The 24,641-nt window shown below is 51.1% G+C and carries 25 protein-coding genes; 24 read left to right on the forward strand and 1 reads right to left on the reverse strand.

Translation table 11 applies throughout. From position 1 onward, the window contains the following. The 23 genes from atpB (at window position 1) to murA (ending at window position 21,653) form a co-directional block, all read left to right on the forward strand. Entirely contained in the window at window positions 1-762 is a 762-nt protein-coding gene (atpB, locus tag E2980_RS06125) for a F0F1 ATP synthase subunit A (RefSeq protein WP_135151263.1), read from the forward strand. A gap of 39 nt (window positions 763-801) precedes the next feature. Then, entirely contained in the window at window positions 802-1,026 is a 225-nt protein-coding gene (atpE, locus tag E2980_RS06130) for a F0F1 ATP synthase subunit C (protein WP_094047624.1), read from the forward strand. A gap of 102 nt (window positions 1,027-1,128) precedes the next feature. After that, a complete protein-coding gene (gene atpF, locus E2980_RS06135) occupies window positions 1,129-1,614 on the forward strand; it encodes a F0F1 ATP synthase subunit B (protein WP_135151264.1) in 486 nt (161 codons plus the stop codon). Next, entirely contained in the window at window positions 1,611-2,159 is a 549-nt protein-coding gene (locus E2980_RS06140) for a F0F1 ATP synthase subunit delta (RefSeq protein ID WP_135151265.1), read from the forward strand. The genes atpF and E2980_RS06140 overlap by 4 nt, the downstream gene beginning before the upstream one ends. A 78-nt stretch (window positions 2,160-2,237) precedes the next feature. Further along, entirely contained in the window at window positions 2,238-3,752 is a 1,515-nt protein-coding gene (atpA, locus tag E2980_RS06145; RefSeq protein ID WP_135151266.1) for a F0F1 ATP synthase subunit alpha, read from the forward strand. A 64-nt stretch (window positions 3,753-3,816) separates the two neighbouring features. Next, on the forward strand, window positions 3,817-4,677 hold the full coding sequence (atpG, locus tag E2980_RS06150) for an ATP synthase F1 subunit gamma (protein WP_135151267.1): 861 nt from the start codon (window positions 3,817-3,819) through the stop codon (window positions 4,675-4,677). A 67-nt stretch (window positions 4,678-4,744) separates the two neighbouring features. Further along, window positions 4,745-6,163, forward strand: coding sequence for a F0F1 ATP synthase subunit beta (gene atpD / locus E2980_RS06155; protein WP_135151268.1), 1,419 nt, complete (start codon window positions 4,745-4,747; stop codon window positions 6,161-6,163). A gap of 26 nt (window positions 6,164-6,189) precedes the next feature. Continuing rightward, entirely contained in the window at window positions 6,190-6,591 is a 402-nt protein-coding gene (locus E2980_RS06160) for a F0F1 ATP synthase subunit epsilon (protein WP_135151269.1), read from the forward strand. Between the two features lie 152 nt (window positions 6,592-6,743). Then, window positions 6,744-7,187, forward strand: coding sequence for a Dps family protein (locus E2980_RS06165; RefSeq protein ID WP_135151270.1), 444 nt, complete (start codon window positions 6,744-6,746; stop codon window positions 7,185-7,187). Window positions 7,188-7,393: 206 nt separating this feature from the next. Beyond that, window positions 7,394-7,765, forward strand: a complete 372-nt coding sequence (locus E2980_RS06170) for an NADH-quinone oxidoreductase subunit A (protein WP_240702905.1) — start codon at window positions 7,394-7,396, stop codon at window positions 7,763-7,765. Continuing rightward, on the forward strand, window positions 7,750-8,268 hold the full coding sequence (locus tag E2980_RS06175) for a NuoB/complex I 20 kDa subunit family protein (RefSeq protein WP_135151272.1): 519 nt from the start codon (window positions 7,750-7,752) through the stop codon (window positions 8,266-8,268). The genes E2980_RS06170 and E2980_RS06175 overlap by 16 nt, the downstream gene beginning before the upstream one ends. After that, entirely contained in the window at window positions 8,265-9,053 is a 789-nt protein-coding gene (locus E2980_RS06180; protein WP_135151273.1) for an NADH-quinone oxidoreductase subunit C, read from the forward strand. Before E2980_RS06175 ends, E2980_RS06180 begins: the two co-directional genes overlap by 4 nt. 6 nt (window positions 9,054-9,059) lie before the next feature. Then, complete coding sequence (locus E2980_RS06185) at window positions 9,060-10,160, forward strand: NADH-quinone oxidoreductase subunit D (protein WP_135151274.1); 1,101 nt, start codon at window positions 9,060-9,062, stop codon at window positions 10,158-10,160. Continuing rightward, a complete protein-coding gene (nuoH, locus tag E2980_RS06190; protein ID WP_135151275.1) occupies window positions 10,160-11,167 on the forward strand; it encodes an NADH-quinone oxidoreductase subunit NuoH in 1,008 nt (335 codons plus the stop codon). Before E2980_RS06185 ends, nuoH begins: the two co-directional genes overlap by 1 nt. A 13-nt stretch (window positions 11,168-11,180) precedes the next feature. Further along, window positions 11,181-11,627, forward strand: a complete 447-nt coding sequence (nuoI, locus tag E2980_RS06195) for an NADH-quinone oxidoreductase subunit NuoI (RefSeq protein WP_135151276.1) — start codon at window positions 11,181-11,183, stop codon at window positions 11,625-11,627. A gap of 3 nt (window positions 11,628-11,630) precedes the next feature. Next, window positions 11,631-12,155, forward strand: a complete 525-nt coding sequence (locus E2980_RS06200; protein ID WP_135151277.1) for an NADH-quinone oxidoreductase subunit J — start codon at window positions 11,631-11,633, stop codon at window positions 12,153-12,155. A 2-nt stretch (window positions 12,156-12,157) separates the two neighbouring features. After that, window positions 12,158-12,460 carry an NADH-quinone oxidoreductase subunit NuoK gene (gene nuoK, locus E2980_RS06205; protein ID WP_420808615.1) on the forward strand — a complete coding sequence of 101 codons (303 nt, stop codon included), beginning with the start codon at window positions 12,158-12,160 and terminating at the stop codon, window positions 12,458-12,460. A gap of 5 nt (window positions 12,461-12,465) precedes the next feature. Beyond that, window positions 12,466-14,337, forward strand: a complete 1,872-nt coding sequence (gene nuoL / locus E2980_RS06210; protein ID WP_135151279.1) for an NADH-quinone oxidoreductase subunit L — start codon at window positions 12,466-12,468, stop codon at window positions 14,335-14,337. Then, on the forward strand, window positions 14,337-15,950 hold the full coding sequence (locus E2980_RS06215) for a complex I subunit 4 family protein (RefSeq protein WP_135151280.1): 1,614 nt from the start codon (window positions 14,337-14,339) through the stop codon (window positions 15,948-15,950). Before nuoL ends, E2980_RS06215 begins: the two co-directional genes overlap by 1 nt. A 1-nt stretch (window position 15,951) precedes the next feature. Further along, window positions 15,952-17,502: an NADH-quinone oxidoreductase subunit N gene (locus tag E2980_RS06220; RefSeq protein ID WP_135151281.1), complete on the forward strand. Its 1,551-nt coding sequence runs from the start codon at window positions 15,952-15,954 to the stop codon at window positions 17,500-17,502. Between the two features lie 178 nt (window positions 17,503-17,680). Further along, window positions 17,681-19,744, forward strand: coding sequence for a S8 family serine peptidase (locus tag E2980_RS06225; RefSeq protein ID WP_167747004.1), 2,064 nt, complete (start codon window positions 17,681-17,683; stop codon window positions 19,742-19,744). A 33-nt stretch (window positions 19,745-19,777) separates the two neighbouring features. Then, the gene (locus E2980_RS06230; RefSeq protein WP_240702906.1) at window positions 19,778-20,038 is read left to right on the forward strand and encodes a DUF1146 family protein; all 261 of its coding nucleotides are present in this window, start codon (window positions 19,778-19,780) and stop codon (window positions 20,036-20,038) included. A 229-nt stretch (window positions 20,039-20,267) separates the two neighbouring features. Further along, complete coding sequence (gene murA / locus E2980_RS06235) at window positions 20,268-21,653, forward strand: UDP-N-acetylglucosamine 1-carboxyvinyltransferase (protein ID WP_135151283.1); 1,386 nt, start codon at window positions 20,268-20,270, stop codon at window positions 21,651-21,653. Between the two features lie 469 nt (window positions 21,654-22,122). Here murA and E2980_RS06240 read toward each other — a convergent pair whose 3' ends face one another. Then, window positions 22,123-23,052, reverse strand: coding sequence for a transposase (locus tag E2980_RS06240; protein ID WP_135151284.1), 930 nt, complete (start codon window positions 23,050-23,052; stop codon window positions 22,123-22,125). A 405-nt stretch (window positions 23,053-23,457) separates the two neighbouring features. Here E2980_RS06240 and spoIID point away from each other — a divergent pair, with 405 nt between their 5' ends. Next, a complete protein-coding gene (gene spoIID / locus E2980_RS06245; protein WP_135151285.1) occupies window positions 23,458-24,600 on the forward strand; it encodes a stage II sporulation protein D in 1,143 nt (380 codons plus the stop codon). Window positions 24,601-24,641 lie beyond the last annotated feature (41 nt).

The raw sequence follows: 24,641 nt of genomic DNA on the forward strand, positions 1-24,641 counted from the left end.
ATGGATCATTTAGTACCCATTATTGAGGTTTTTGGTATCGAATTCGATCTGGCAGCCATTTTAATGGTAGTGATCTCCAGTGTAGTTGTCCTCATACTTGCTAGACTGGCGGTTCGAAACCTGTCGGTAGAAAATCCGGGTAAGCTACAGAATTTTATGGAATGGGTCGTCGATTTTGTGTCTAGCATCATAGGCATGGCAACCGACTACAAGAAAGGTCGTATCTACTTGGGCCTTGGCTTGGCGCTCATCATGTACATTTTCGTCAGCAACATGTTGGGGCTTCCGTTTTCGATCATTACCGAAGCGCATGGCAATCATGTTCCAACCGTTCTCGGGCAAGAACTTATTGTCAAGGGAGAACATGAACATCTCGCATGGTCATGGTGGAAATCACCTACAGCCGATGCGGCTATGACGATGGCGCTTGCATTGGCGGTTATCGGATTGTCTCATGTTCAAGGTTTCCGTCATAACCGCAAGCATTACCTGAAGCACTATTTTGAGCCGTGGCCTTTCTTCCTGCCCATCAATTTAATTGAAACGGCAGCGAAACCGCTCACGCTCGGTCTTCGTCTATACGGCAACATTTACGCGGGCGAAGTGATGATCGGTATTATCCTGGGTATGGGCTGGATCGGAATACCGGCACTGCTTGTCTGGCAGGGCTTCAGTATATTCGTCGGCGCGATTCAGGCATTCGTATTTACGATGCTCACCATGGTGTACATCGGTCAAGCAAGTATCCATGAAGAACACTAATTAGCAAAAAAAACCTAAAATTTCGAGGAGGATTTACAAATGGTATACGGTCTTTTAGCAGCTGCAATTGTATTTGGTCTTGGTGCGTTCGGCGCAAGTATCGGTAACGGTATGATCTTCAGCAAAACAATCGAAGGGATTTCCCGTCAGCCCGAGCTTCGTGGATCCTTGCAAACAACTGCATTCATCGGCGTTGGTCTCGTTGAGGCATTGCCGATCATTTCCCTCGTTCTTGCATTCATCCTGATGGGGCAAGCGGAGTAGGATATTGGAATTAAGGCGGGGAGTGCCTTTTAGCCTCCACGCCTTCGTTTTGCAAGCCATGAACGAAAGCTGAGAACAGCTGTGTGAAAGGAGTGAAGATCCGTGAACATTATTTGGTCAAACTTTTTTGTTCAATTGGTCGCTTTCCTGATATTGTTCCTTTTGCTGCAACGTTACGCTTTCAAACCGTTGTTCGGCATTATGGAAAAACGACGTCAGATGGTGCTTGAACAAATGGAAGGCGCTCAGAAAAACCGCACCGAAGCGGATCGATATATCGAAGAACAGAAGCAGGCGCTTCAGCAAGCGCGCAAGGAAGCTTTTGAAATCGTTGAGCAAGCTAAGACTATGGGAACCAAACAAGCGGATGAAATCGTTAAAGCTGCTCAAAATGAAACCAATAGGTTGAAAGAAGCGGCTCTTCGCGATATTGAAGCTGAGAAGAACAATGCGGTTGCAGCTTTGAAAGCGCAGGTTAGCGGCTTGTCCGTCCTGATCGCTTCCAAAATCATTGAGAAACAAGTTGACGAGCAATCCCAGAAACAGCTTGTTGATCAATATCTGCAAGACGTAGGGAGTAAATCATGAGCCGTAGTTCGGTAGTTGCCAAGCGGTACGCCAAGGCGCTGTTCCAATTGGCACAGCAAAAAGGGCTCGTAGCGGAAACGGAAGACCAGCTCAAATTGATCATTAACGTAGTAGAGAGCAATGCCGATGTTCGCGCGTTCTTGACGGCGCCTAACATCACTCTCGAAACCAAGAAACAAACGCTTATCCAAGCTTTCGGAGCCGAGGCTTCGCCAATCGTCCTCAATTTGGTTGGCTTGCTGATCGAACGCGGGCGCGAAGGGGAATTGGCCGCCGTATTGGCTGCTTACCTTCAAGTTGCGGGCGACGTACTTGGTCGCGCGGACGCGCACGTGATTTCATTCCAGCCTATGAACGACGGCGAGCAATCCAAGCTGGCGGACAAGTTTGGAGCATTGCTTGGAAAAAGCATTCGGGTAACCAACAGCGTCAACCCGGATTTATTGGGAGGACTTACCGTTCGGATCGGCGATACGCTGTACGACGGCAGCCTTCGCGGAAAGCTGGAGCGGCTGGACAAAGCGCTTCAAGCGTCAACGAAATAAGATAACGATAACCAAGCATAAGCGGTGAAACCGCACGAACAATACCATTTGTTAGCAATGGAGACAGGGGTGAACGAATTGAGCATTAGGCCCGAAGAAATCAGCACATTGATTAAGCAACAGATCGAGCAGTATCAATCCGAAATTCAAGTCGTTGACGTAGGTACCGTCATCCAGGTCGGAGACGGAATCGCGCGCGTTCACGGTTTGGAGAAATGTATGGCCGGCGAATTGCTCGAGTTTTCGAACGGCGTAGTGGGCATGGCCCTCAACCTGGAAGAAGACAACGTCGGTGTCGTTATCATGGGACCTTTCACTGGAATCCGCGAAGGCGACCAAGTGAAAAGAACCGGACGCATCATGGAAGTACCGGTCGGCGAGGAAATGCTCGGTCGCGTCGTTAACGCGCTCGGTCAACCCGTAGACGGCAACGGTCCGATCAACACGACGAAATCTCGTCCGGTTGAATCCCCGGCTCCGGGCGTTATGGCCCGGAAATCGGTTCACGAGCCTATGCAAACCGGTATTAAAGCTATCGATGCCATGATCCCGATCGGCCGCGGCCAACGGGAATTGATCATCGGCGACCGTCAAACCGGTAAAACAACGATCGCGATCGATACGATCGTTAACCAAAAAGGCAACGGAGTTATTTGTATCTACGTGGCTATCGGGCAGAAGCAATCGACCGTTCGCGGCGTTGTTGAAACCCTTCGCAGGCACGGCGCTCTCGATTACACGATCATCGTAACCGCAAGCGCATCCGAACCAGCTCCGCTCTTGTATCTGGCGCCTTATACGGGTTGCTCGATGGGCGAGCACTTCATGTACGACGGCAAACACGTTCTGATCATCTATGATGACTTGACCAAGCAAGCTGCCGCATACCGCGAGCTTTCCTTGTTGCTCCGCCGTCCTCCGGGCCGCGAAGCTTATCCGGGCGACGTATTTTATCTTCACTCCCGTCTGTTAGAGCGCGCAGCTAAGCTGAACGATGAATTGGGCGGCGGTTCAATGACCGCGTTGCCGTTCATCGAGACGCAAGCGGGCGACGTATCCGCCTATATTCCGACCAATGTTATTTCCATTACCGATGGTCAAATCTTCCTGGAAGCGGATCTATTCTACTCCGGCCAACGTCCGGCGGTTAACGTCGGAATCTCGGTATCCCGCGTAGGTAGCTCCGCGCAAATCAAAGCAATGAAGAAGGTCGCTGGTACTCTTAAAACCGACCTTGCGCAATACCGCGAGCTAGCGGCATTCGCGCAATTCGGCTCCGACCTCGATAAAGTTACGAAATCGCGTTTGGATCGCGGTATCCGTACGCTTGAAATTCTTAAACAAGGCGTTAACCAACCGTTATCGGTTGAGCGCCAAGTCGTTTCCTTGTACCTCGTGACCAAAGGTCATGTCGATACGATTCCGGTACAGGACGTTCGCCGCTTCGAAGCGGAGTTCTTGTCCTACGTCGACGCGAACCGTTCGGAAATTTTCAGCTCGATCCGCGATACGAAAGACTTGACTCCGGAAACGGATAAGGCTTTGGTAGATGCAATCGCAGCGTTCAAGAAGGTCTTTGCCGTAACGGCGTAAGTCTGCAACATAAGCTTGAGCCGGGTTTGCCGAAGGCAGGCCTGGCAATAAGGTGGTGACACGATTGGCTAAAGGGATGCGCGAAATTAAGCGCTCGATCAAGAGTAAGCAGAATACGAAGCAAATCACCAAAGCGATGGAAATGGTGGCAGCCGCTAAGCTTAGGAAATCCCAGGAGGCTGCGATCGCATCTCGCCCTTATACGGACAAGATGAAGGAAGTCGTATCGAGCATCGCTTCCGGCGCAGGCGGCAGCAAGCATCCAATGCTGCAAAGCCGACCGATCAAGAGAACGGCTTACCTGGTCATTACTTCGGACCGCGGTCTGGCCGGCGGATACAACGCCAACATCCTTCGTAAGGTATTGCTTACGATTAAAGAAAACCATCATTCGCCGGATGAGTATGCCGTATTCGTCATAGGCCGGAAAGGCCGCGACTTCTTCAAGCGTCGGAATATCGCGCTGGTGGATGAGATTACCGGGCTATCCGATTCGCCGAAGTTCTCGGATATTAAAGAGATCGCGGCAAAAGCGGTTCAAGGTTACGAAGCCGGAACATTCGACGAGATCTATCTTGCGTACAACGAGTTCTACAATGCAATTACCCAGGTTCCAACGCTTAAACGGCTGCTTCCGCTTAGTCAAATGCAAGCGGGCGGAGACAAAGCGGACTACGAGTACGAGCCTTCCCCGGAAGAGGTGCTCAACGTACTTCTGCCGAAATATGCGGAAACTCTCGTATTCAGCGCGGTGCTCGAAGGTAAAGCAAGCGAGTTCGGAGCAAGAATGACGGCAATGGGCAACGCAACGAAAAACGCGACGAAGATGATTGCGGATCTGACGCTCACGTACAACCGTGCGCGGCAAGCGGCAATCACCCAAGAAATCGCGGAAATCGTCGGCGGAGCGAATGCACAGCAATAAATTTCGTGACGGTTGATCTCAAGCCCCGACGGGGAGAGAGTTTAATTGCACTTCAGGAGGTAAAACCATGAGCAAAGGACGCGTTGTTCAGGTATTGGGACCGGTTGTCGATATCGAATTCGACCACGGCCATCTGCCTGACATACTCAATGCGATCAAAATTGAAGCGAAAGCGGATAGCGCCGGCGCACGCGAAATTAGCCTTACGGTTGAAGTCGCGCAGCACCTTGGCGACAATCTGGTACGCGCGGTAGCGATGTCCTCCACCGACGGTCTCGTCAGAGGCACGGAAGCGGTTGACCTTGGCATACCGATCACGATTCCGGTCGGGCCTGCAACGCTAGGTCGCGTATTTAACGTACTGGGCGATTCGATCGATGGTAAAGGCGTAGTAGACCGTACGCACGTGAACCCGATTCACCGCGCGGCTCCGACTTTCGACGAGCTGACTACCCAGACGGAAATGCTGGAGACGGGAATTAAAGTCGTAGACTTGCTCGCGCCATATACCAAAGGCGGTAAGATCGGTCTGTTCGGCGGCGCCGGCGTAGGCAAAACCGTTCTTATGCAAGAACTTATCCACAACATCGCATCCGAGCACGGCGGTATTTCCGTATTCGCCGGCGTAGGCGAGCGTACTCGCGAAGGAAACGACTTGTATCACGAGATGACGGAATCCGGCGTAATCGCGAAGCTGGCCATGGTGTTCGGCCAGATGAACGAACCTCCTGGAGCGCGTATGCGCGTTGCGTTAACGGGTCTGACGATGGCGGAATACTTCCGCGACGAAGAAGGCCGCGACGTTCTTCTGTTCGTCGACAACATCTTCCGGTTCACGCAAGCGGGCTCCGAGGTTTCCGCATTGCTCGGCCGTATGCCTTCCGCGGTTGGTTACCAACCTACGTTGGCGACCGAGATGGGTCAGCTTCAAGAGCGTATTACGTCCACGAAAAAAGGTTCCGTAACGTCGATTCAGGCGATCTACGTACCTGCGGATGACTATACGGATCCAGCTCCGGCTACGGCGTTCGCGCATCTTGACGCGACGACGAACTTGGATCGGAATATCGCGGCAATGGGGATTTTCCCTGCTGTTGATCCGCTGGCTTCCTCTTCCCGGATTCTAGCTCCGGAAATCGTGGGCGAAGAGCATTACCAAGTAGCTCAGGGCGTGAAGAAGTTGCTTCAGCGCTACAAAGAGCTTCAAGATATTATCGCGATTCTCGGTATGGATGAGCTGTCGGAAGAAGACAAGCAGGTCGTTCACCGCGCTCGTCGCATTCAATTGTTCCTGTCCCAGCCGCTGCACGTTGCAGAAGCGTTCAACGGGATACCGGGCGTTTACGCTCCGGTCAAAGAAACGATTCGCAGCTTCAAAGAGATCCTCGAAGGGAAGCATGACGATCTTCCGGAACCGGCATTCCATAATGTCGGCTCGATTGAGGATGCCGTCGAGAAAGCGAAGAAACTCGCTGCTGCGGTTTAATCAGCCGCCGGTTTGGAGGAAACGATATGAGTACCTTTCGGTTAGAGATCGTCACTCCGGAGCGCAAGGTTTACGAGAAAGACGTGAACATGGTCGTCGTCAAGGGCGTTGCGGGTGAACTGGGGATCTTGCCCAACCACATTCCTTTGGTAACTCCGTTGAAGATCGCTCCGGTTAAAGCCAAGATCGGCAATTCGAACGAATTCATTGCCGTTCACGGCGGTTTTATGGAAGTGCGCAAAGACAAAGTGGTGATCCTCGCGGAAGCCGCCGAAATGGGCGCGGACATCGATGTGTCCCGTGCTCACATGGCGAAGGAACGCGCGGAGCGCCGTCTGGCGCAGAAGCAATCCGACATTAACGCCCAACGTGCGGAACTGGCGCTTCAACGTGCCATCAGCCGACTGGAGTCCGTCGAAGAGAAGTGAATTCATAACGGATATCGCCCTCTATCAGATTCGAATCTGATGGAGGGCGATTTTTGTATGGGCCTTATGGAATTGATCGTCGCCATGATTCTTTTCAGCCCCTATCGGGTAAGTTATTAGGGGTATAGACAGAACATTGCTGGAGGGATTCCATGACGAAGTCCAAATTAAACGATTCGCTGAACGTGCAATTAGCTAACTGGTCGGTCTTGTACTTTAAGCTGCATCACTTTCACTGGTATGTGAAGGGTCCTCACTTCCCGGTGCTTCACGTGAAGTTCGAAGAGTTGTACGATCTTGCAGCTCTCAAGTTGGACGAGCTGGCGGAGCGGATTCTTGCTATTGAAGGCAAACCGGTATCCACGATGAAGGAGTTCCTGTCCGTAGCCACGATTAAGGAAGCGGACAAGGCGAAGACGGAGAACGATATGCTGTCGGCTACGATCGCGGACTTGCAAGAGCTCGTTCAAGGGCTGGAGGAAACCGCGGCGCTGGCGGAGGAAGAGGCTAATGACGCCCCGACGGCGGATATTCTAACGGGTCAAGTGGAAGAGCTTCAGAAGCAAATCTGGATGTTGAAATCAACTTTAGGATAAGTATATAAGGAGTAAATGGTTCATAGGATACCACCGTGTGCTGCATGGCACGGTGGTTATCTGCGTTAATGGGGGGCATTGATGAAGCGTGTGATACTTATAAGCAAATCTAATGAGTTTCCAATGAAAACGCTATTTTCATGGACGGGAAAGGGTGCATTTGTTATAATTATGGGGTAAATTTACCTATTTGCGGAGGCGTTGAAGTGGAGAAATACATCAATTCATACGTCATAGTATCCGTCTTCCTCATCTTGGGTATCGCATTTCCGATTTTCGTATTGTGGCTTGGCTCGGTGTTGCGTCCTAATAAACCGACGCAAGAGAAGACGACCACCTACGAGAGCGGAAACGAACCGGTAGGAGACAGCCAGATCCGCTTTAACGTTCGGTATTACGTGTATGCGCTTATGTTCGTCGTCTTTGACGTGGAAACCGTATTCCTTTACCCTTGGGCCGTTGCGTATAAGCAGCTCGGTCTATTTGCTTTGGTAGAAATGACAATATTCGCGGGATTGCTGCTCATCGGGCTGGTGTATGCTTGGAGAAAGAAGGTGTTGAAATGGAATTCGATTTAGCGAACGTATCGCCGGAAGACCGGAAAGAAGTGGAGCGCAACGTATTCTTCGGCACCGTCGACCAGCTGAAGGGCTGGGCTCGCAGCAACTCTTTATGGCCGCTAACCTTCGGATTGGCGTGCTGCGCGATCGAGATGATGGCCGCGGGCGGCGCGCATTACGACTTAGACCGTTTCGGCGTTATTTTCCGGACATCCCCTCGCCAGGCGGACGTCATGATCGTGTCGGGAACGGTCACGAAGAAGATGGGGCCGTTGCTCAAGCGCCTGTACGATCAGATGCCGGAGCCGAAATGGGTTATTGCCATGGGTTCGTGCGCGACCGCAGGCGGTCCGTACGTCAATTCTTATTCCGTTATTAAAGGCGTGGACCAGATCGTTCCGGTCGACGTATATATTCCGGGTTGCCCGCCCAATCCGGCGGCTTTGATCTATGGGATTAACAAGCTTCAGGAGAAAATTCGCTACGAGGCCAAGACCGGGAAGCAGGTGACCAGCCGATGAGCGAAGAGGATAACAAGGGACCGGTAGAGGTTCCCGCACCGACCGAGTCGGTTGAGCCTAAGGCTGACGCAAAGGCAGCTGCCGAAGAGCCAGTGACACCTCCCCCTGCCCGCAGGGTGGAAACGGACGAAGAGAAGGCGGCGCGCCGCAAGGCTGCTCTTGAGGCGCGGGAAGCCTCCAAGGCAGCAGCTGCCCAAGCCGCTGCGCAGGCCGCGCAAGCGGGAACCGAAGGCCGAGCTGCGGCCAAAGCCGCGGGCGATGGGGAGGGAACGTCGACTGTAGATGATGAGCCGCCGAGAGCGCCATCTCCCAATCAACCTCGACTAGATCGCGTTGCCGCGTTGCTGCGTGAGCTCGTGTCGGAGGATGCCGTAGAGGAAGCTTATATTAACGAGCCGAACGATCATCTTCCGACCCTTGTCATTAAGAACGAACATTGGCAAATCGCCGCGCCCTTATTTCGCAATCATGCTGAGCTGAATTGCAACTATCTACGGAACGTGTCCGGCGTAGATTATGAGACGCATATGGAAGTTGTTTATTATCCGCTTAACTTGGACAGTCGCGATTGCTATTGCATTAAGGTTCGCACGGACCGGGAGCAACCGTCGGTTCCGTCGGTTACGCCCATCTGGGAGACCGCGAATTGGAACGAAAGGGAAATCTACGATTTGCTAGGCGTCGACTTCCCCGGGCATCCGGACCTCAGACGCATCATGATGCCCGACGATTGGGTCGGGCATCCGCTTCGCAAAGACTACGTTCCGCTTGACCCGGAGGTGTAAGCACGCGTGATTCGTACCGAAGAGCTGCTGCTCAACGTTGGTCCACAGCATCCAAGCACGCACGGAGTGTTTCGGATCGTCGTCAAATTGGATGGAGAAATCATCACGGAAGCGACCCCTGTCATGGGGTACTTGCATCGGGGCACGGAGAAGCTCGCGGAGAACCTGAATTTCACGCAGATCATTCCCTATACCGACCGCATGGACTACGTTTCGGCCATGACGAATAACTATGTTCTCTGCCACGCGGTGGAGAAAATGATGGGGCTGGAAATTCCCGAACGCGCGGAGTTCATGCGCCTCATTGTCATGGAGATGCAGAGGGTTGCGAGCCATCTGGTATGGTGGGGAACTTATTTACTCGACATAGGCGCAATGAGTCCTTTTCTATACGCGTTCAGCGACAGGGAAAGAATTCTCCAAATGTTTAACGAGCTCTGCGGAGCTAGGCTGACTTACAATTACATGAGAGTCGGCGGAGTGAAGTGGGATGCTCCGGACGGTTGGATCGACAAGGTCAAGACCTTCGTCAAAGATATGTACAACCGTCTGGATGAATATCATAACCTGGTCAGCGGAAACGAGATCTTCCTGTCCCGTATCAAGGGCATCGGTCAATATGACGCGAAGACGGCAATCGATTATGGTCTATCGGGCGCGAATTTACGCAGTACCGGAGTGAAGTGGGACTTGCGTAAAGCCGAGCCCTACAGCTTGTACGATCGATTTGAATTCGACGTTCCGGTCGGCAAGAATGGGGATTGCTTCGATCGTTACGAGTGCAGGATGGAAGAAATCGTACAGAGTCTGCGGATTCTGGAGCAGGCGCTTGAACAATTCCCCGGCGAAGGAGAAACGATGGGGAAGGTTCCCCGCGTCATCCGCCCTCCGGCGGGAGAAATTTATGTGAGAATCGAATCGCCGCGAGGCGAAATCGGGTGCCATATCGTTTCCAAAGGCAAAGCGGAGCCATTCCGCTTGAAATTCCGACGGCCATCATTCGTTAATCTTCAAATCTTGCCTAAGCTTCTCGTTGGAGAAAGCATGACGAATTTGGTCACGATTCTAGGCGGAATCGATATCGTGCTCGGGGAGGTAGACTGCTAATGCAGCACTTCTGGGATCGGCCTTTAAGCTGGGGGACGGCAGGTATCTTCGTAGCTTCGGCGATAGGCGTGCTCGGTTTCGTTATCTTTTTCGTCACGTACGCGATCTACTTCGAACGTAAATTCATCGGCTGGATGCAATATCGCCAAGGTCCGAATCGCACGGGTCCTCTCGGGTTGCTGCAATCGGTAGCCGACGTTGCCAAGCTTCTGTTCAAGGAAGATACGATTCCGAAGAAGGCGGACAGAGGGCTGTTTATCCTTGCTCCCGTCTTGGCGTTCGTGCCGTCGTTTGCCGTTCTGGCATTCATTCCTTATACGCTGGAGTTACAGTTCGCCGACCTAAATGTCGGTTTCCTATACTATATCGCGCTATCGGGAATTACAACCATTGCGATCGTGGTCGCCGGATGGGCGTCCAATAATAAATACTCTCTTCTCGGGGGCATGAGATCCGCAGCGCAGATGATCAGCTACGAGGTCCCGCTAGTCATGTCCGTCGTCGGTGTCGTGATGATGACCGGCAGCTTGAATCTCCGGGAGATCGTCATCGCCCAAAGCGGATACTTCTGGGAGTGGAACTTCCTGCCCCAGATTCTCGGGTTCGTCATATTCCTCATTGCCGCGGTATCCGAGCTTAACCGTACGCCTTTCGATTTACCGGAAGCGGAGTCGGAGTTGGTCGCGGGTTACCATGTGGAATATAGCGGCTTCCGGTTTGCGTTCTTCATGCTGACGGAGTACATCTATGTCTATGCGATTGCCTGCTTGACGACGATTCTGTTCCTAGGCGGGTGGAACCCGCCGATCCCGCAACTGGACTTCGTTCCGGGAATCCTGTGGTTCTTCCTGAAGTTCTCGGTCATCGTGTTCTTCTTGTTCTGGATACGGGCGACTTTCCCGCGGCTGCGGGTTGATCAATTGATGGGAATGGCATGGAAGGTACTGCTGCCGCTCGCGATCCTCAATATTTTCTTGACGGCAATTGGCATAGAATTGATGGGATAGGGGGGCTGACGCCATGAAAGGAATGCTCAAAGGGCTCGGCGTTACACTGAAAACGATGGGGACCAAGAAGGTGACGCTGGCATATCCCGACGTTCCGATCGAGATGCCGGACCGGTTTCGCGGCATTCAGTATTTCGAGCCGGACAAATGCATCGTTTGTAATCAATGCGCGCGCATCTGCCCGACGGATTGCATTACGTTAACCGGCAAAGCCAATCCGGATCCGGAAAAAAAGGGCAAAGTCATCGACACTTTCGACATTAACTTCGAGATTTGCATTCTTTGCGATCTTTGCACGGAAGTATGTCCGACGGAAGCTATCGTCATGACCAATAATTTCGAGCTGGCGACATACAGCCGCGATGATCTGTACAAGGATAAACAATGGCTGTACGAGAACAACCTGAACATCCGCGAAGATAACAATAACATCGGCTCTCCGAAGGGAGGCGCCAAATAAACGGTGTTAAACTTTAACGTTGAGTTTACGGGCGAGTTCGTTGCGTTCTTCCTTTTATCGGTGTGCGCGATCGTCGGCGCGGTCATGGCCATCAACTTCACGAAAGTGGTGCATACGGCGCTTTCGATCGCCTTCACGTTCATCGCCATTGCGGGGCTATACGTTCTCCTAGAGGCGGAATTTATCGCGTTCGTGCAGGTGCTATTGTACGTTGGTGCCATTACCATTCTTATGATCTTCGGCATTATGATGACCAAGCATGACGGCGAAGGACAAGAGCAGACTAGACCGCTGCTTGAGACGCTGTCCGCGATCGGCTGCATTTGCCTCTTCGGAATCTTGTTCTACGGAATTCGAAATGCCAATTTTCCCGCGGAATCGGCTCCATTCACGGAGGATAACACCAGGGAAATCGGAATGCAGCTTTTCACGCAATACGCGATCCCGTTTGAATTGGTTTCCGTCCTGTTAACGGTGGCCTTCGTTGGGGCGGTTGCCCTCGCGAAGAGAGAGGAGGAACCGCAATGAGCATGCTGTCCTCTTACTTGACGCTTGCGGCCGTCCTCTTCTGCATCGGATTGTATGGCGTACTAACGAAGCGGAATGCGATTATCGTGTTGCTGTCCATCGAGCTTATGCTCAATGCGGTGAACCTTAACTTGATCGCTTTCTCCAAATACGGAGTCAATCCTTCGCTTGCAGGACAAATCTTCTCCTTGTTTACCATAACGGTCGCCGCAGCTGAAGCCGCGGTCGGCATTGCGGTTTTGATCGTGCTGTACCGCAGCCGCGCAACGGTAAACGTGGACGAATTCGACGAGTTGAGGAGGTAACTACCATGAGCACCTTCTTTGCCGAGTACGCCTGGCTCGTCCCGGTGTTTCCATTCGTCGCCTTTACTGTCTTGACGGCAATGGGCAAAGGGTTGAAGAAAGCGGGAGCATGGATCGGTACGGCAGGAACCTTCGCTTCGTTGGTCCTATCGCTCTGCATTGCGGCTGAGCGCTTGTCCGGCGATTCGCCCGACTATAGCAATCAAATGGATTGGATACAGATCGGGAGCTTAAAACTAACTGCCGGCTTCGAGGTAACGAACCTGTCAACGCTTATGCTTGTCGTCGTGACGCTGGTCGGGTTCCTCGTTAACGTCTATTCGCAAGGTTACATGAAGAACGATGAGAGGATTTCGACCTTCTTCGCTTACGTCGCGCTGTTCACGAGCTCGATGTTAGGCTTAGTTTTGTCGGATAACCTGCTTACCTTCTATATTTTCTGGGAGCTGGTCGGCGTATGTTCTTTCCTTCTGGTCGGGTTCTGGTTTCAGAAGCCGGAAGCCAAGGCCGCCGCGAAGAAAGCATTCATCGTCACGAGGATAGGGGATTTGGGTTTATTCGTCGCCCTGCTGCTGCTTTTCTGGTACATGCCGGGACATGCGTTGGACTTTACTTCCATCCATAACGTGTTCAATGATTCGCAAGGCGGTGCGATCTCGACGGGGATTACGACACTGATCGCTTTGCTTATTTTCCTCGGGGCGGTCGGTAAGTCCGGTCAATTTCCGCTGCATGTATGGTTGCCCGATGCGATGGAAGGTCCGACACCGATCAGCGCGTTGATCCATGCGGCGACGATGGTCGCGGCCGGCGTGTTCCTCGTGGCGCGAACATTCGATATTTTCGAGGCGTCCCAGGTCGCAATGAGCACGGTCGCGATTATCGGAGTGTTCACAGCGATATTCGCGGCGACGATCGGTATGGCGCAGAATGACATCAAACGGATACTCGCTTATTCAACCGTCAGCCAATTAGGCTACATGATGCTAGCGCTCGGAGTCGGCTCGGTAACGGGCGCAATGTTTCACCTATTTACCCATGCTTTCTTCAAGGCGCTGCTATTTTTAGGGGCGGGAAGCGTCATCCACAGCGTACATACGCAGGACATTCGAGAAATGGGCGGCTTGGGCGGCAAAATGAAGATTACGGCTTGGACGTTCGGGCTCGGGGCATTGGCATTATCGGGAATCCCACCCTTCTCGGGATTCTGGTCCAAGGACGCGATCCTGACCGCGGCTTTCGATAAGGCGCCTATCCTATTCGTTGTCGGCGCGATAACCGCATTCTTCACAGCGTTGTATATGGCAAGGTTGTATTTCCTTGTGTTCATGGGCAAGCCTCGCGAAGGACAACATGCCAAAGAATCTCCTGCGGTCATGACGATTCCTCTCGTCATTTTGGCGGTTCTGGCCACTATAGCAGGATTCGTGGAAACTCCTTTTAACGGATGGTTCGGCCATTGGTTGTTGGGCGGCCAAGAAGAGCATCAGGCAAGCGGATTGGTAATGGTTATATCTGCAGCCGTGGGTTTGCTCGGAATATATATTGGATGGCTTATGTACGCAAAAGGGACGATACGCCGAGACGCGGTATCCTCGAGAGTTCCCGGACTGGTGGTCTTGCTGGAACGCAAATACTACATCGACGAATTTTATCAATTCGTATTCGTGAAGCCGCTTCAGGGCTTCGGTAAAGCGTTGGAGCTGTTCGACGATTACGTCGTGGACGGCATCGTTCGCTTGTCGGGTCATTCGGTCGCGGCGCTAGGACGGCTGAACTCGAGGCTGCAAAGCGGTCAAGTTCAAGCTTACGCCCTAACGGCGCTTCTCGGAATTATCATACTGATTCTCGCGATCGCCGGAAGGAGGTTCTGGTAATGCTTGAAAACCTTCCGGTGCTGTCTCTCATTGCCTTTGCGCCTCTAATTGGAGCGATAATCGTTCTCTTGCTTCCGGGCGCGCGAAGCAGCTGGCTGCGCGCTACGGCTATCATTTTCACATTGATTCCGCTTGTACTGTCGTTGTGGCTATTTGCTGCTTATCAGCCTGCACAGGGTGGCGGAGCCTATACGGAGCATTCGACATGGCTAGCGATTCCGTTGAACATTGAAGCCTTTAGAGGCGGAATAACGTCTCTGCAGCTTGGGTTCGATTACCATCTGGCGGTCGACGGTATATCCATGCCGCTGCTGTTGCTGACTAGCATCGTCTCGACGATGTCCGTGCTTGCTTCCGTACATATCCGCAAGCGGTGGAAAACGTATTATTCCTTGTTTCTTTTACTCTTAACCGGCATTTATGGCGTATTCTTGGCAAGAGATTTGATCCTCTTCTTCATTTTCTTCGAGATTACGCTTATTCCAATGTTCTTCCTAATCGGGATATGGGGATATTACGGACGGGAAAAAGCAGCCACGAGGTTTCTTCTTTACAACGGATTAGGTTCCGCGGCCATGCTGATGTCGTTCCTGGTGTTAATCGCGACGCTCGGCTTCTCCATGGTAGACGAAACGAGTTATATGTTTAGCGGAAATTACGACGTGCTGTTAAGTAATCTAACTGACCCGAACGTTATGGCGAACATGGACACGGAAAATGCCCGATACTTCGGAATTTTCCTGACGGATAACGCGAGATGGGCGGCTTTCATTCTCTTGCTCGTAGCCTTTGGCATCAAGGTGCCTATCTTCCCATTCCATACTTGGATGCTGAAGGTACATACCGAAGCTCCGCCGGCAATCGTCATGATTCACTCGGGAATCTTGCTCAAGATGGGCGTGTACGGCCTCATCCGATTCGCCGTGTTCTTATTTCCGGAACAATTGCATTCGTGGACGACGGCGCTTGCGGTACTTGGAGTCATTAACATTCTCTACGGGGCTATCCTAGCGTGCGTGCAGCGGGAATTCAAGCTAGTGCTCGCTTACTCAAGCATTAGCCACATGGGGATCGTATTGCTTGGAATTGCTTCTCTCGAAGAAGTAGGCTTGCAAGGAGCGATCTACCAATCGGTCTCGCACGGTTTAATCTCCGCGCTGCTGTTTCTCATCGTCGGCAGTTTATACGAACGTACGAATACTACCCAGCTTAACGAGTTGGGGGGACTGGCCAAAGCTATGCCTTTCATGTCGGGCATCCTGCTGGTTGCGGGTCTCGCTTCCCTTGGGTTACCGGGCTTGTCCGGTTTCGTAGGGGAATTCCTCTCGTTCCTTGGCCTGTTCGGATCGATGAAAATCTTGACCGCCATAGGGGTGCTCGGTATTCTATTCGCGGCGATCTACGTCTTGCGAAGCATTCTGAACATCACGTACGGTCAAATGCCGGAGCAATTCTCCGGTATGAAGGACGCTCGTTTTATAGAGGCATTGCCGATGGTTACGTTAGCGGCTTTAATCGTTCTGCTTGGCGTATACCCTTCCATATTAACGGATTTGATGCAAAACGGGTTCGCTGGAGTACTAGAACAACTACAAACGAGGATGGGGGGATAACATGGATCATCTTCAGACATTAACATGGAGCGATACCTGGTATCTTGCCCCGGAGATCGTATTGTCGGCGTTTACTATCCTTCTGATCTTGTTGGATTTATTCCTTCCGAGTAAAGTAAACCGGAACGTCATCGGCTGGCTGACCCTTGCAGGACTGATCATCGCCTCCGTATTCGTGGTCTTGTTATTGCTGTCATTAGGAAGCGAAGCTGAAGCCGATAGCGCAGCTGGATCCTATTCCTTACTGTCAGGAAGCTACCGGATCGACGACTTTGGGAATTTGTTGAAATTGGTTTTTCTGGGGGCTTCGGCCTTTATCGTATTTTCCTCGCTTGGCACTGTTAGAGAGGAAGACGTTCCGGTAAAGGGCGAGCTGTATTATCTTATTCTTCCTGCCGTTCTTGGCGCAATGGTCATGTCTTCATCCGGAGACTTGATTACTTTGTTCGTCGGATTGGAGCTGCTAAGCATCACCTCGTATGTGTTAGTCGCGACAAGAAAGAGAAGCCGTCTATCCAGCGAAGCGGCTTTCAAGTATGTCGTAACGGGCGGCGTTGCTTCAGCATTCATTCTCTACGGAATGTCTTTCTTGTACGGGGTGACGGGTGGAACCAATGTGTTTGTCATCTCCCAGGGAATGAGCGCAGCTCTCGAAAATTACGAGGCATTGCTATATATTAGCTTTTTCCTCATGATAGCGGGATTCGCCGTTAAACTGGCTTTAGCGCCATTCCATGCTTGGGCTGCCGATGTTTATCAAGGCGCTCCTACGCCGGTAACGGCTTTTCTGGCGGTAATCGCCAAGGGTGCTGCTTTCGCGATGCTTTATCGTATTTTTATGAACACGGTATTCTTGGCTTTCGATTCGGATAATACGATGAAGAACGATATTTTCTTAGCCTTGTCCGTATTGGCGGCTGCAGCTATGATCGTAGGAACTGTGGGAGCATTGCAGCAACGGAACGTGAAGCGGCTGCTCGCGTTGTCGGGGGTGGCGAATGCCGGTATCCTTCTGACTCCGCTTGCTCTGTCCTTAACGGAGATGCACGCCTCCTTGTACTCGGAGTTCCTGTATTTTTTGTTGGCCTATGCATTTATGAACATTGGCGCATTCTCCGTCCTCACGATCGTGACCAGGGATTCCGGCAACGAGGCGCTTTCCGGGTTTGCCGGTCTTTACCACCGCGCGCCGTGGACGGCTGCAGCCATGACCGTTCTGCTCTGCTCTTTGGCCGGACTACCGGTGACGGGCGGGTTTCTCGGGAAGCTGTTTATCCTGTTCGGAACCGTTCAGACCCATACCTATTGGCTAGGCGCGGTTCTTCTACTGACTACGGTAATTTCTTATGCGGTGTATTTTACCCTGATTCGCCAAATGTTCATGAGAAGCGGTGCCATTGATTCCGGTTTGCTGTTATCGATACCTGCCGCGATCACGATATGGATCTGTACGATCGCAACGTTGGTGCTGGGACTAATGCCCGTACCTATATTGGAATGGATTAACGATATTTTTTCCGTATCGACGGATTTATTTATGTTGCAAGGTTAGATCGCAGGATGTTCCGAAAGCAGTCCTCAAGTCGTAATGACTGGGGGCTGTTCATTTTTATTTCATCGACAAATTGCGACCTTAGACCTGATTTTTCGTCACAAGCAGGGGAATCGCTATCGAAAGAGAAACCTTATCATAAACCTATAATTTGCGTGGGACAAAGGTTGTGGTTAAGTTGCTTAGATTCTGGTACATACAGGTCATTATATCTATTAGCATATTGTGCTCGGAGCTTCTTCTTCCTGAGGTCAGAATTTCTCCTGAGGTGAAGACTTCCAAGTATCAGACCGCGGAATCGGCTCCATCTTCAAGCCTTGCGGCTCCCGTTAATTCCTCAGCCCCTGCATTCTTGAAAGCCATAGGAATACCGGAAGCGTGGTCGATGATCAATAGGGACGTTACGGCAACTATCGCAATCGTGGATACGGGGGTGGATTATAATAATCCGGAATTAAAGCCTTATTTGTTGGAAGGCAAGAATCTGATTAATGCTCGCATGACCGCGCAAGACGACAATGGACACGGCACCGCGGTGGCGGGTATTATGGTCGCTATCGCCAAAGCAGGCAACTCTTCGAGCGGACTAGGGAGATGGAAAGGGCGATTCTTGCCGGTAAAGGCCCTAGACGAATTCGGTTCAGGCAACGAAGAGAAGCTGACCCAAGGAATAAGGTATGCCGTGGAGCAGGGCGCTAATATAATCGTTTTATCATTAGGGTTAAGGCGTGATGCCGTGGGGTTGCGGGGGGCTGTCGAATATGCCGAAAGCAATGGGGTACTCCTTGTGGCCGCAAGCGGAAACGATGCCGCGGTATTCGGCGACAAGGCAGCCGTACAATATCCTGCAGCATATCCGACCGTGTTAGCCGTTGCGGGCTCGGAGGGCGTTAAGCCGATATCCCAATCTACTTCAGGCCCGGAGAATGACGTTAGTGCAGCATGGCGAGTGAATACGATGGCTGTTGGCGGAGGGTCCATCGAGATGGAGGGTACATCGATGGGCGCGCCTCAAGTTGCGGCTACGGCGGCCATGATCATGGCCGTTCATCCGGAATGGAAGCCTGCGCGGATACGCGAGACTTTGCGAAGGACTGCCATTACCAATGAGACAATGGGCTGGAGCATGGGTATGGGCTACGGATTCTTGTCGGCAAGCAAAGCCATTCAAGCAGATTCCACTATCGATTGGAGGGAACCAAACGATACGAGTTCATCTGCACGCGTGTTTCCATTAGGAAAAGAAGTAGCAGGTAATTGGGCGAGCCTTTCGGATAATGATTGGTTCGCATTCGATGCTCCGTACGATGGCGTCTACAGCATATCGGGAAATGCAGCCAGATTGTTCTTATACGGTGAAGAGGGACTTATTCAGCCCCGATCGGCTAATTTACTTCCGGCTGGCACGATTAAGCAATGGGTCTTGAAGAAAGGGCAATACTCGATGCTGGCTCTTAGACCGCTAAATACAACCCCAGTCGCAGACAACTACCGGTTTGTATCTGAATTCACGTTAAGCCCGGACGCAAGGGAGCCTAATGATAGCGCGGCATCGGCGTTTACGTTGCCAGCCAGAAGCCAACGCTGGTTCGGAACTTTCCATAAACGGGGCGACGTGGATTGGATGGTCATGACGTTGCCTAAGCCCGGAATCGTAAGGTTTTCGGTATCTGCCGATACGACAAGAATTGATCCAGAGCTATGGGTACAACCGGCAGGAGGAACGGCGATTATCGTTGACGACCGCGGCGACGGCGGGAACGAGCAATGGATTTTAAACAACGCACGAGCGGGGAAGTACTATTTTCGGATATCTAACGCGGTTTCATCGAACCCGGAAGCAGTAATCGGGACGTATGCCGCCTCTTTGGAATATATTACCCAGAAAGAAGATTTTTACGAACCGAATGAAAGTCCGCTAACGGCTACTCCGCTTTCTCCAGATAAAGTTTACAACGGATTAATTCATGCAAATAAAGATCAAGATTGGTATCGGTTTACCATTTCGAAAAAGCAATTAGTTAAGCTGTCGGTCGGCCATATTCCAAGTTCAATGACTATTCGCTTTGAATTACGGGATAGGAAGCTGCAGACCCTGCAGAAATGGAACAACGAGGATGGACGAAAGACTTTGCTCGGAGAGAAACTTTTATGGCCAGGAACTTATTATGTAAAAATCACGGCAGATCGGGCCAACAGGAATCAATATTATGGGCTCAGGCTACAACTCACAATGAAATAATTAAAAATCGTTAACCAGGGGGAGGGTTGAAAAATGGGAGACGATTCTGGTTTGTTCGCTATGGCCGGGTGGAATGGTTTGTTTTCCATATTCGTTACATTGGGATGCGTAGTTGTCTCATGGATTGTCATCCAAGAAATTAACTTTGACAGATTCGTCCGTCAACCTCGAAGCCCGCAAGCCAAGGTACTCCAATTGCTTATGGCAATTGGTCTTGGACACTTAGTCTCACGGTTCGTACTTGATTATTGGACGTGGGTCGGCACCTTAAAATGGCTTTTTCGCTCGGGGTAATCATTTTTCGTCAGCGGTGTGGCGTATTCGAAAGAATGGGTAATAATAATCAGAACAGCGATATGTCAAGTTTTCGGCTCGAATTCGCTCGAAAAAATGAGAAAAACCCCATAAAATGCCGCTTGTGCCATTGAAGGGCAGAGTGGTATGATAAAATTTGGGTTTTTCGGGGCCAGGCTTATTGCCACATGCTTCGGAATGAATCTATAACGCGCGGAGGGAACCACCCATGAGCAAAATCATCGTCCGCGGCGGACGTACCCTAACGGGAACAGTCCGCGTGCACGGCGCAAAAAATTCCGTCCTTCCGATCCTTGCTGCTGCTTTATTAGCAGAAAAAGGATCCTGCGTCATTCATGACGTTCCCGCCCTGGACGATGTTAAGAACATCCTGCAAGTACTTGCAGCTTTGGGAGTTAATGCACAGCAAGGCGACGGCAGTGTTCGTTTACAAGCTGTATCGTTAACTTCTTGGGAAGCTCCTTACGAACTGGTAAGAAAAATGCGGGCTTCGTTCTTGGTTATGGGGCCATTGCTGGCTCGTTTAGGTAAAGTAGTCATTTCTTTGCCGGGCGGATGCGCAATCGGAACGCGTCCCATTGACCAGCATTTGAAAGGGTTTGAAGCAATGGGTGCGGAGATCGGATTCGGTCAAGGCTCCATTGAAGCCAGTGTGAAGGGTAAATTACGCGGGGCGAGAATTTATTTGGACATCGCCAGCGTTGGGGCTACGGAAAACATTATGATGGCCGCCACAACCGCAATCGGAACGACTATTATCGAGAATGCTGCCAAAGAACCGGAAATCGTTGATCTTGCCAATTTCCTTAACGCAATGGGAGCCAAAGTCCGCGGCGCGGGCACCGGCATCATTCGTATCGAAGGCGTAGACCAACTGCGTGGTGCAGAACACCACGTAATCCCCGATCGGGTCGAAGCGGGAACTTACATGATCGCCGCTGCTATTACAGGCGGAGATGTGTATGTGGAAGGTGCAATTCGCGACCATTTAGGCCCTATCGTCGCTAAGCTTGAGGAGATGGGCGTTGTCGTTGATTGCGACGAGAATGGCATTCGTGTCAAAGCCTTGAACCCGCTTAATGCGGTTGACGTTAAGACCTTACCATACCCGGGTTTCCCTACAGACATGCAAGCTCAGATGATGACTCTTCTGCTGGTTGCGGACGGAACGAGCATCGTTACGGAAACCGTATTCGAGAATCGGTTTATGCATGTGGATGAATTGATCAAGATGGGCGCCGAGATCAAGGTGGATGGACGTACGGCTATCGTGACAGGCGGAACCAAGCTGTCGGGAGCCAGCGTATGTGCAACTGACCTCAGAGCGGGAGCTGCATTGATCTGCGCCGCGCTAGTGGCGGATGGAAGCACGGAAGTAAGCGGCATTCATCATATCGAACGTGGCTACATGGACATAGTGAACAAATTGGCTGCTCTAGGTGCCGAAATTTACCGTGCGCCTTCTCCGGAGGATGTATTGCGGGAATCCGAGCAAGCTTCCTTGCAGCCGGAAAAGCTCCTTCAGCAGTTGGAACAACGCGCGGCGGCGACTTCGGAAGTCAAGATTCGCAACATTCAACCGACGCTCGCTTAATCGCCTGTTCTTATACTTAGCTAATATCGAATGCCCCAAGTCCTCCAGCCTTCTAGGCTTGGGGGACTTTTTTCTCTCTCTGACGATATCCCCTTGGCTCAGAATAAGGAGAGCTGCCGGGCTTCCCATTATTGGTTCCCTTTTGACGATATCCCTTTGGCTCAGAATTGAAAAATTCGCATAATTATCAAGCTTCCATCTTTAACTACTTTTGACGATATCCCTTTGGCTCAGAATTGAAAAATTCGCATAAGTATCGAGCTTCCATTTTTGACTACCTTTGACGATATCCCTTTTGCTCAGATATGAAATTATGCTCAAGAAACTCGTTTTCCATCACTAACTCCCATTTGGCGGTATCCCCATGGCTCAGCAAGAGAAGGTGATATAGCATAGCCGCTAAAAATGATGGCATGAGTAGCCTTCGAAAAACAATCGTATTTGAGACCGAATAAACAACGTGAATTTGTTACCCTACTTGTTGAGCCTTCCTATCTGTATTACGTGTGAGCCGTAAAGATCTTGTGTTAGCAGCGCGACCAATAAGAATCGGATTAGTTATGGTAGGCGTAATTGCACAATCCTGTAGCAAATCGTTGAATCTCGAGCTGTTTTTATGATTTGAATGATAGCAGTATTGGTCAAGGTATGCTTGCAAATGCTTAGGGCCAATACCGCGAAACAATCTCCCCAGCCACGAAGTCACATAATAACTTTCCCAAACCAAAGTTTTGTTCATCCCACGGCCGTATCGTCGCGTGATTATCGTATTTTTTGCAAACAATGGCTCCACATGCTTCTGGATAAACGGTTTGGGATCGGGACTGTCGTATTTATCCCGCAGCCCTTTTTTGGATTGGAGCTTTATTTTAATATAACCAATGTCCCCTTCTTTATTGTCTGAAGTACCGATAAGAATTGATTGTTCCTGCTTATCCAATTCAAAAGTCGGTGTTAATCGTCTGCAATATAAAGCATCGCTGACACGAACGATCCCTGACAATAAATGAGCGGAGTCCGAATGACTCATGGCATGGCGAATCTTGTGGCAAATCAGCCAAGCGGTTTTGTATGTAACTCCGATTAGTTCGGACAGCTGACGCGCATTAACGCTGCTCGGTCTAGCATGAAGGTGAATAGCCTGAAACCATAAGCGCAAGGGTGTTCGGCTGCCTTCCATGATTGTGCCGACTATTACGGAGGTCTGAGTTTTGCAACTATGACATTGATATAAAGGTAATCGGCGCGTAGAGATCAGGTAAGCTTCGGAATGCTGACAGCGCGGGCAGCGAAAGCCGTTCGGCCACTTAGCGTTGAACAGTGCTTCAATACAATCCTTATCGCTGTCATATCGGCTACAGAATGCCTGGAAGGCTTCTGCATCAAGTCGCAAGCTCATTCCAAACACCCTCTCCTGAAATGGATGCGAATATTCTGAGTGACGGGGATACCGTGAAAGAGAGTATGAGACAGGGAGTACAGAAAATATTGCTGAGCGACGGGGATACCGTGAAAGAGAGACGAGGTACGGGGAGTGCCGAAGGAGATGCTGAGCGACGGGGATACCGTGAAAGAGAGTATGGGACAGGGAGTACAGAAAATATTGCTGAGCGACCGGGATATCGTGAAAAGAGAGTGAGGACGGTGGGACGCGAAAAGAGTTGCTGAGCGACCGGGATATCGTGAAAGGGCTGTCAGTCCCGGACAGGTTCTACCTTCTCCGAATCTCGCATATTTTGAAAGCATCGGTTTGGCTATTATATTCGATGCCTCCGAAATTCATTTAGGCAGAGGTGGGCCGGTGATGTCGAGATTTGCAGTGAAGCGGCCTCGCGCAAGATTCAATCTTTGGCACGCATTCTCCGCAGGGATATTAATCTCCGCGATCCTATGGTTTGCGGTACACGGTGCAGCAAAAGAAGATGGGAGAAAAAATTCGCACACCTCAGGAGTCGTAGAATACGGAATGCAAGATATCTCACAACCGCAAGCGAAGACTATTCCGCATCACAATTCAGGTGTTAAGCCTGAAACGCCAAAAGTTCGGAACAATGCAGAAGGAAAAGAGCTTACATCGAACCAGTCTTTGATAAAAGTTTATCTATCCAAGTCTCGCAGCATTGAAACCGTTCCTTTGGAAACTTACGTTAAAGGCGTCGTGGCGGCGGAGATGCCGCTAGATTTCGAGCCGGCGGCACTTCAAGCGCAAGCTATCGCGGCCAGAACTTATATCATACGAAGAATGCGGTTGAATGATCATTCAGGTATGCCCGTCATTAACGCGGATGTGACGGATACGCAATCTCACCAGGTATACCGCTCGCTCAATGACATGCGCATGCTTCAGAGGGAGAATAAAGCAGGCTGGAGCAAAGTGAACGATGCGGTCGAGAAAACGGCGGGCGAGGTTATTACCTACGGCGGTGAGCTGATAGAGGCTTTATTTTTCTCGACGAGCAATGGACGCACGGAAAATTCCGAAGAGGTTTTCCCGAATCAACTTCCTTATCTGCGGTCCGTGGCAAGTCCATGGGACAAGCAGGAATCACCAAGAGCGGAAGAGGCGATTGAGATGCCCTTGAAAGATTTTTATGCTAAATTAGGCGTAGGAGTAAGTCCTGCTAGCATAAATCTCGCGGGAACCAAGCCTATCCGCATACTAGAATGGACAGCCGGGAAGCGAGTGAAGCTAATGGTAGCGGGGAACAAGAAGCTAACCGGCGAGGAAGTTCGCAATAAACTAGGATTACGTTCCGCATCCTTCGATTGGAAGATCGGCAAAAACAAGATTACCCTCAAAGTCTATGGAAGCGGACACGGAGTAGGGATGAGCCAATGGGGGGCGGAAGGCATGGCGAAGGCGGGGAAATCGGCGTATCAGATCATCGCTCACTATTATACCGGTGCCCGAACGGAGAAAGTTTCAAAGCTTGCGAATGGCTCGTAAATCCGCCCTTAAATAGACTTTCACTATAAAAATTGTAATCT

Source organism: Cohnella luojiensis (genome assembly GCF_004564235.1).
Lineage (GTDB): Bacteria > Bacillota > Bacilli > Paenibacillales > Paenibacillaceae > Cohnella > Cohnella luojiensis.

Coding starts and splice junctions, on each gene's coding strand:
- E2980_RS06140 (WP_135151265.1), top strand. CDS start 1,611: ATGAGCCGTAGTTCGGTAGTTGCCAAGCGGTACGCCAAGGCGCTGTTC.
- E2980_RS06175 (WP_135151272.1), top strand. CDS start 7,750: ATGGAATTCGATTTAGCGAACGTATCGCCGGAAGACCGGAAAGAAGTG.
- E2980_RS06180 (WP_135151273.1), top strand. CDS start 8,265: ATGAGCGAAGAGGATAACAAGGGACCGGTAGAGGTTCCCGCACCGACC.
- atpE (WP_094047624.1), top strand. CDS start 802: ATGGTATACGGTCTTTTAGCAGCTGCAATTGTATTTGGTCTTGGTGCG.
- nuoK (WP_420808615.1), top strand. CDS start 12,158: ATGCTGTCCTCTTACTTGACGCTTGCGGCCGTCCTCTTCTGCATCGGA.
- E2980_RS06160 (WP_135151269.1), top strand. CDS start 6,190: ATGAGTACCTTTCGGTTAGAGATCGTCACTCCGGAGCGCAAGGTTTAC.
- E2980_RS06240 (WP_135151284.1), bottom strand. CDS start 23,052: ATGAGCTTGCGACTTGATGCAGAAGCCTTCCAGGCATTCTGTAGCCGA.
- E2980_RS06165 (WP_135151270.1), top strand. CDS start 6,744: ATGACGAAGTCCAAATTAAACGATTCGCTGAACGTGCAATTAGCTAAC.
- nuoH (WP_135151275.1), top strand. CDS start 10,160: ATGCAGCACTTCTGGGATCGGCCTTTAAGCTGGGGGACGGCAGGTATC.
- nuoL (WP_135151279.1), top strand. CDS start 12,466: ATGAGCACCTTCTTTGCCGAGTACGCCTGGCTCGTCCCGGTGTTTCCA.
- nuoI (WP_135151276.1), top strand. CDS start 11,181: ATGAAAGGAATGCTCAAAGGGCTCGGCGTTACACTGAAAACGATGGGG.
- E2980_RS06230 (WP_240702906.1), top strand. CDS start 19,778: ATGGGAGACGATTCTGGTTTGTTCGCTATGGCCGGGTGGAATGGTTTG.
- atpB (WP_135151263.1), top strand. CDS start 1: ATGGATCATTTAGTACCCATTATTGAGGTTTTTGGTATCGAATTCGAT.
- E2980_RS06215 (WP_135151280.1), top strand. CDS start 14,337: ATGCTTGAAAACCTTCCGGTGCTGTCTCTCATTGCCTTTGCGCCTCTA.
- atpD (WP_135151268.1), top strand. CDS start 4,745: ATGAGCAAAGGACGCGTTGTTCAGGTATTGGGACCGGTTGTCGATATC.
- E2980_RS06220 (WP_135151281.1), top strand. CDS start 15,952: ATGGATCATCTTCAGACATTAACATGGAGCGATACCTGGTATCTTGCC.
- spoIID (WP_135151285.1), top strand. CDS start 23,458: ATGTCGAGATTTGCAGTGAAGCGGCCTCGCGCAAGATTCAATCTTTGG.
- murA (WP_135151283.1), top strand. CDS start 20,268: ATGAGCAAAATCATCGTCCGCGGCGGACGTACCCTAACGGGAACAGTC.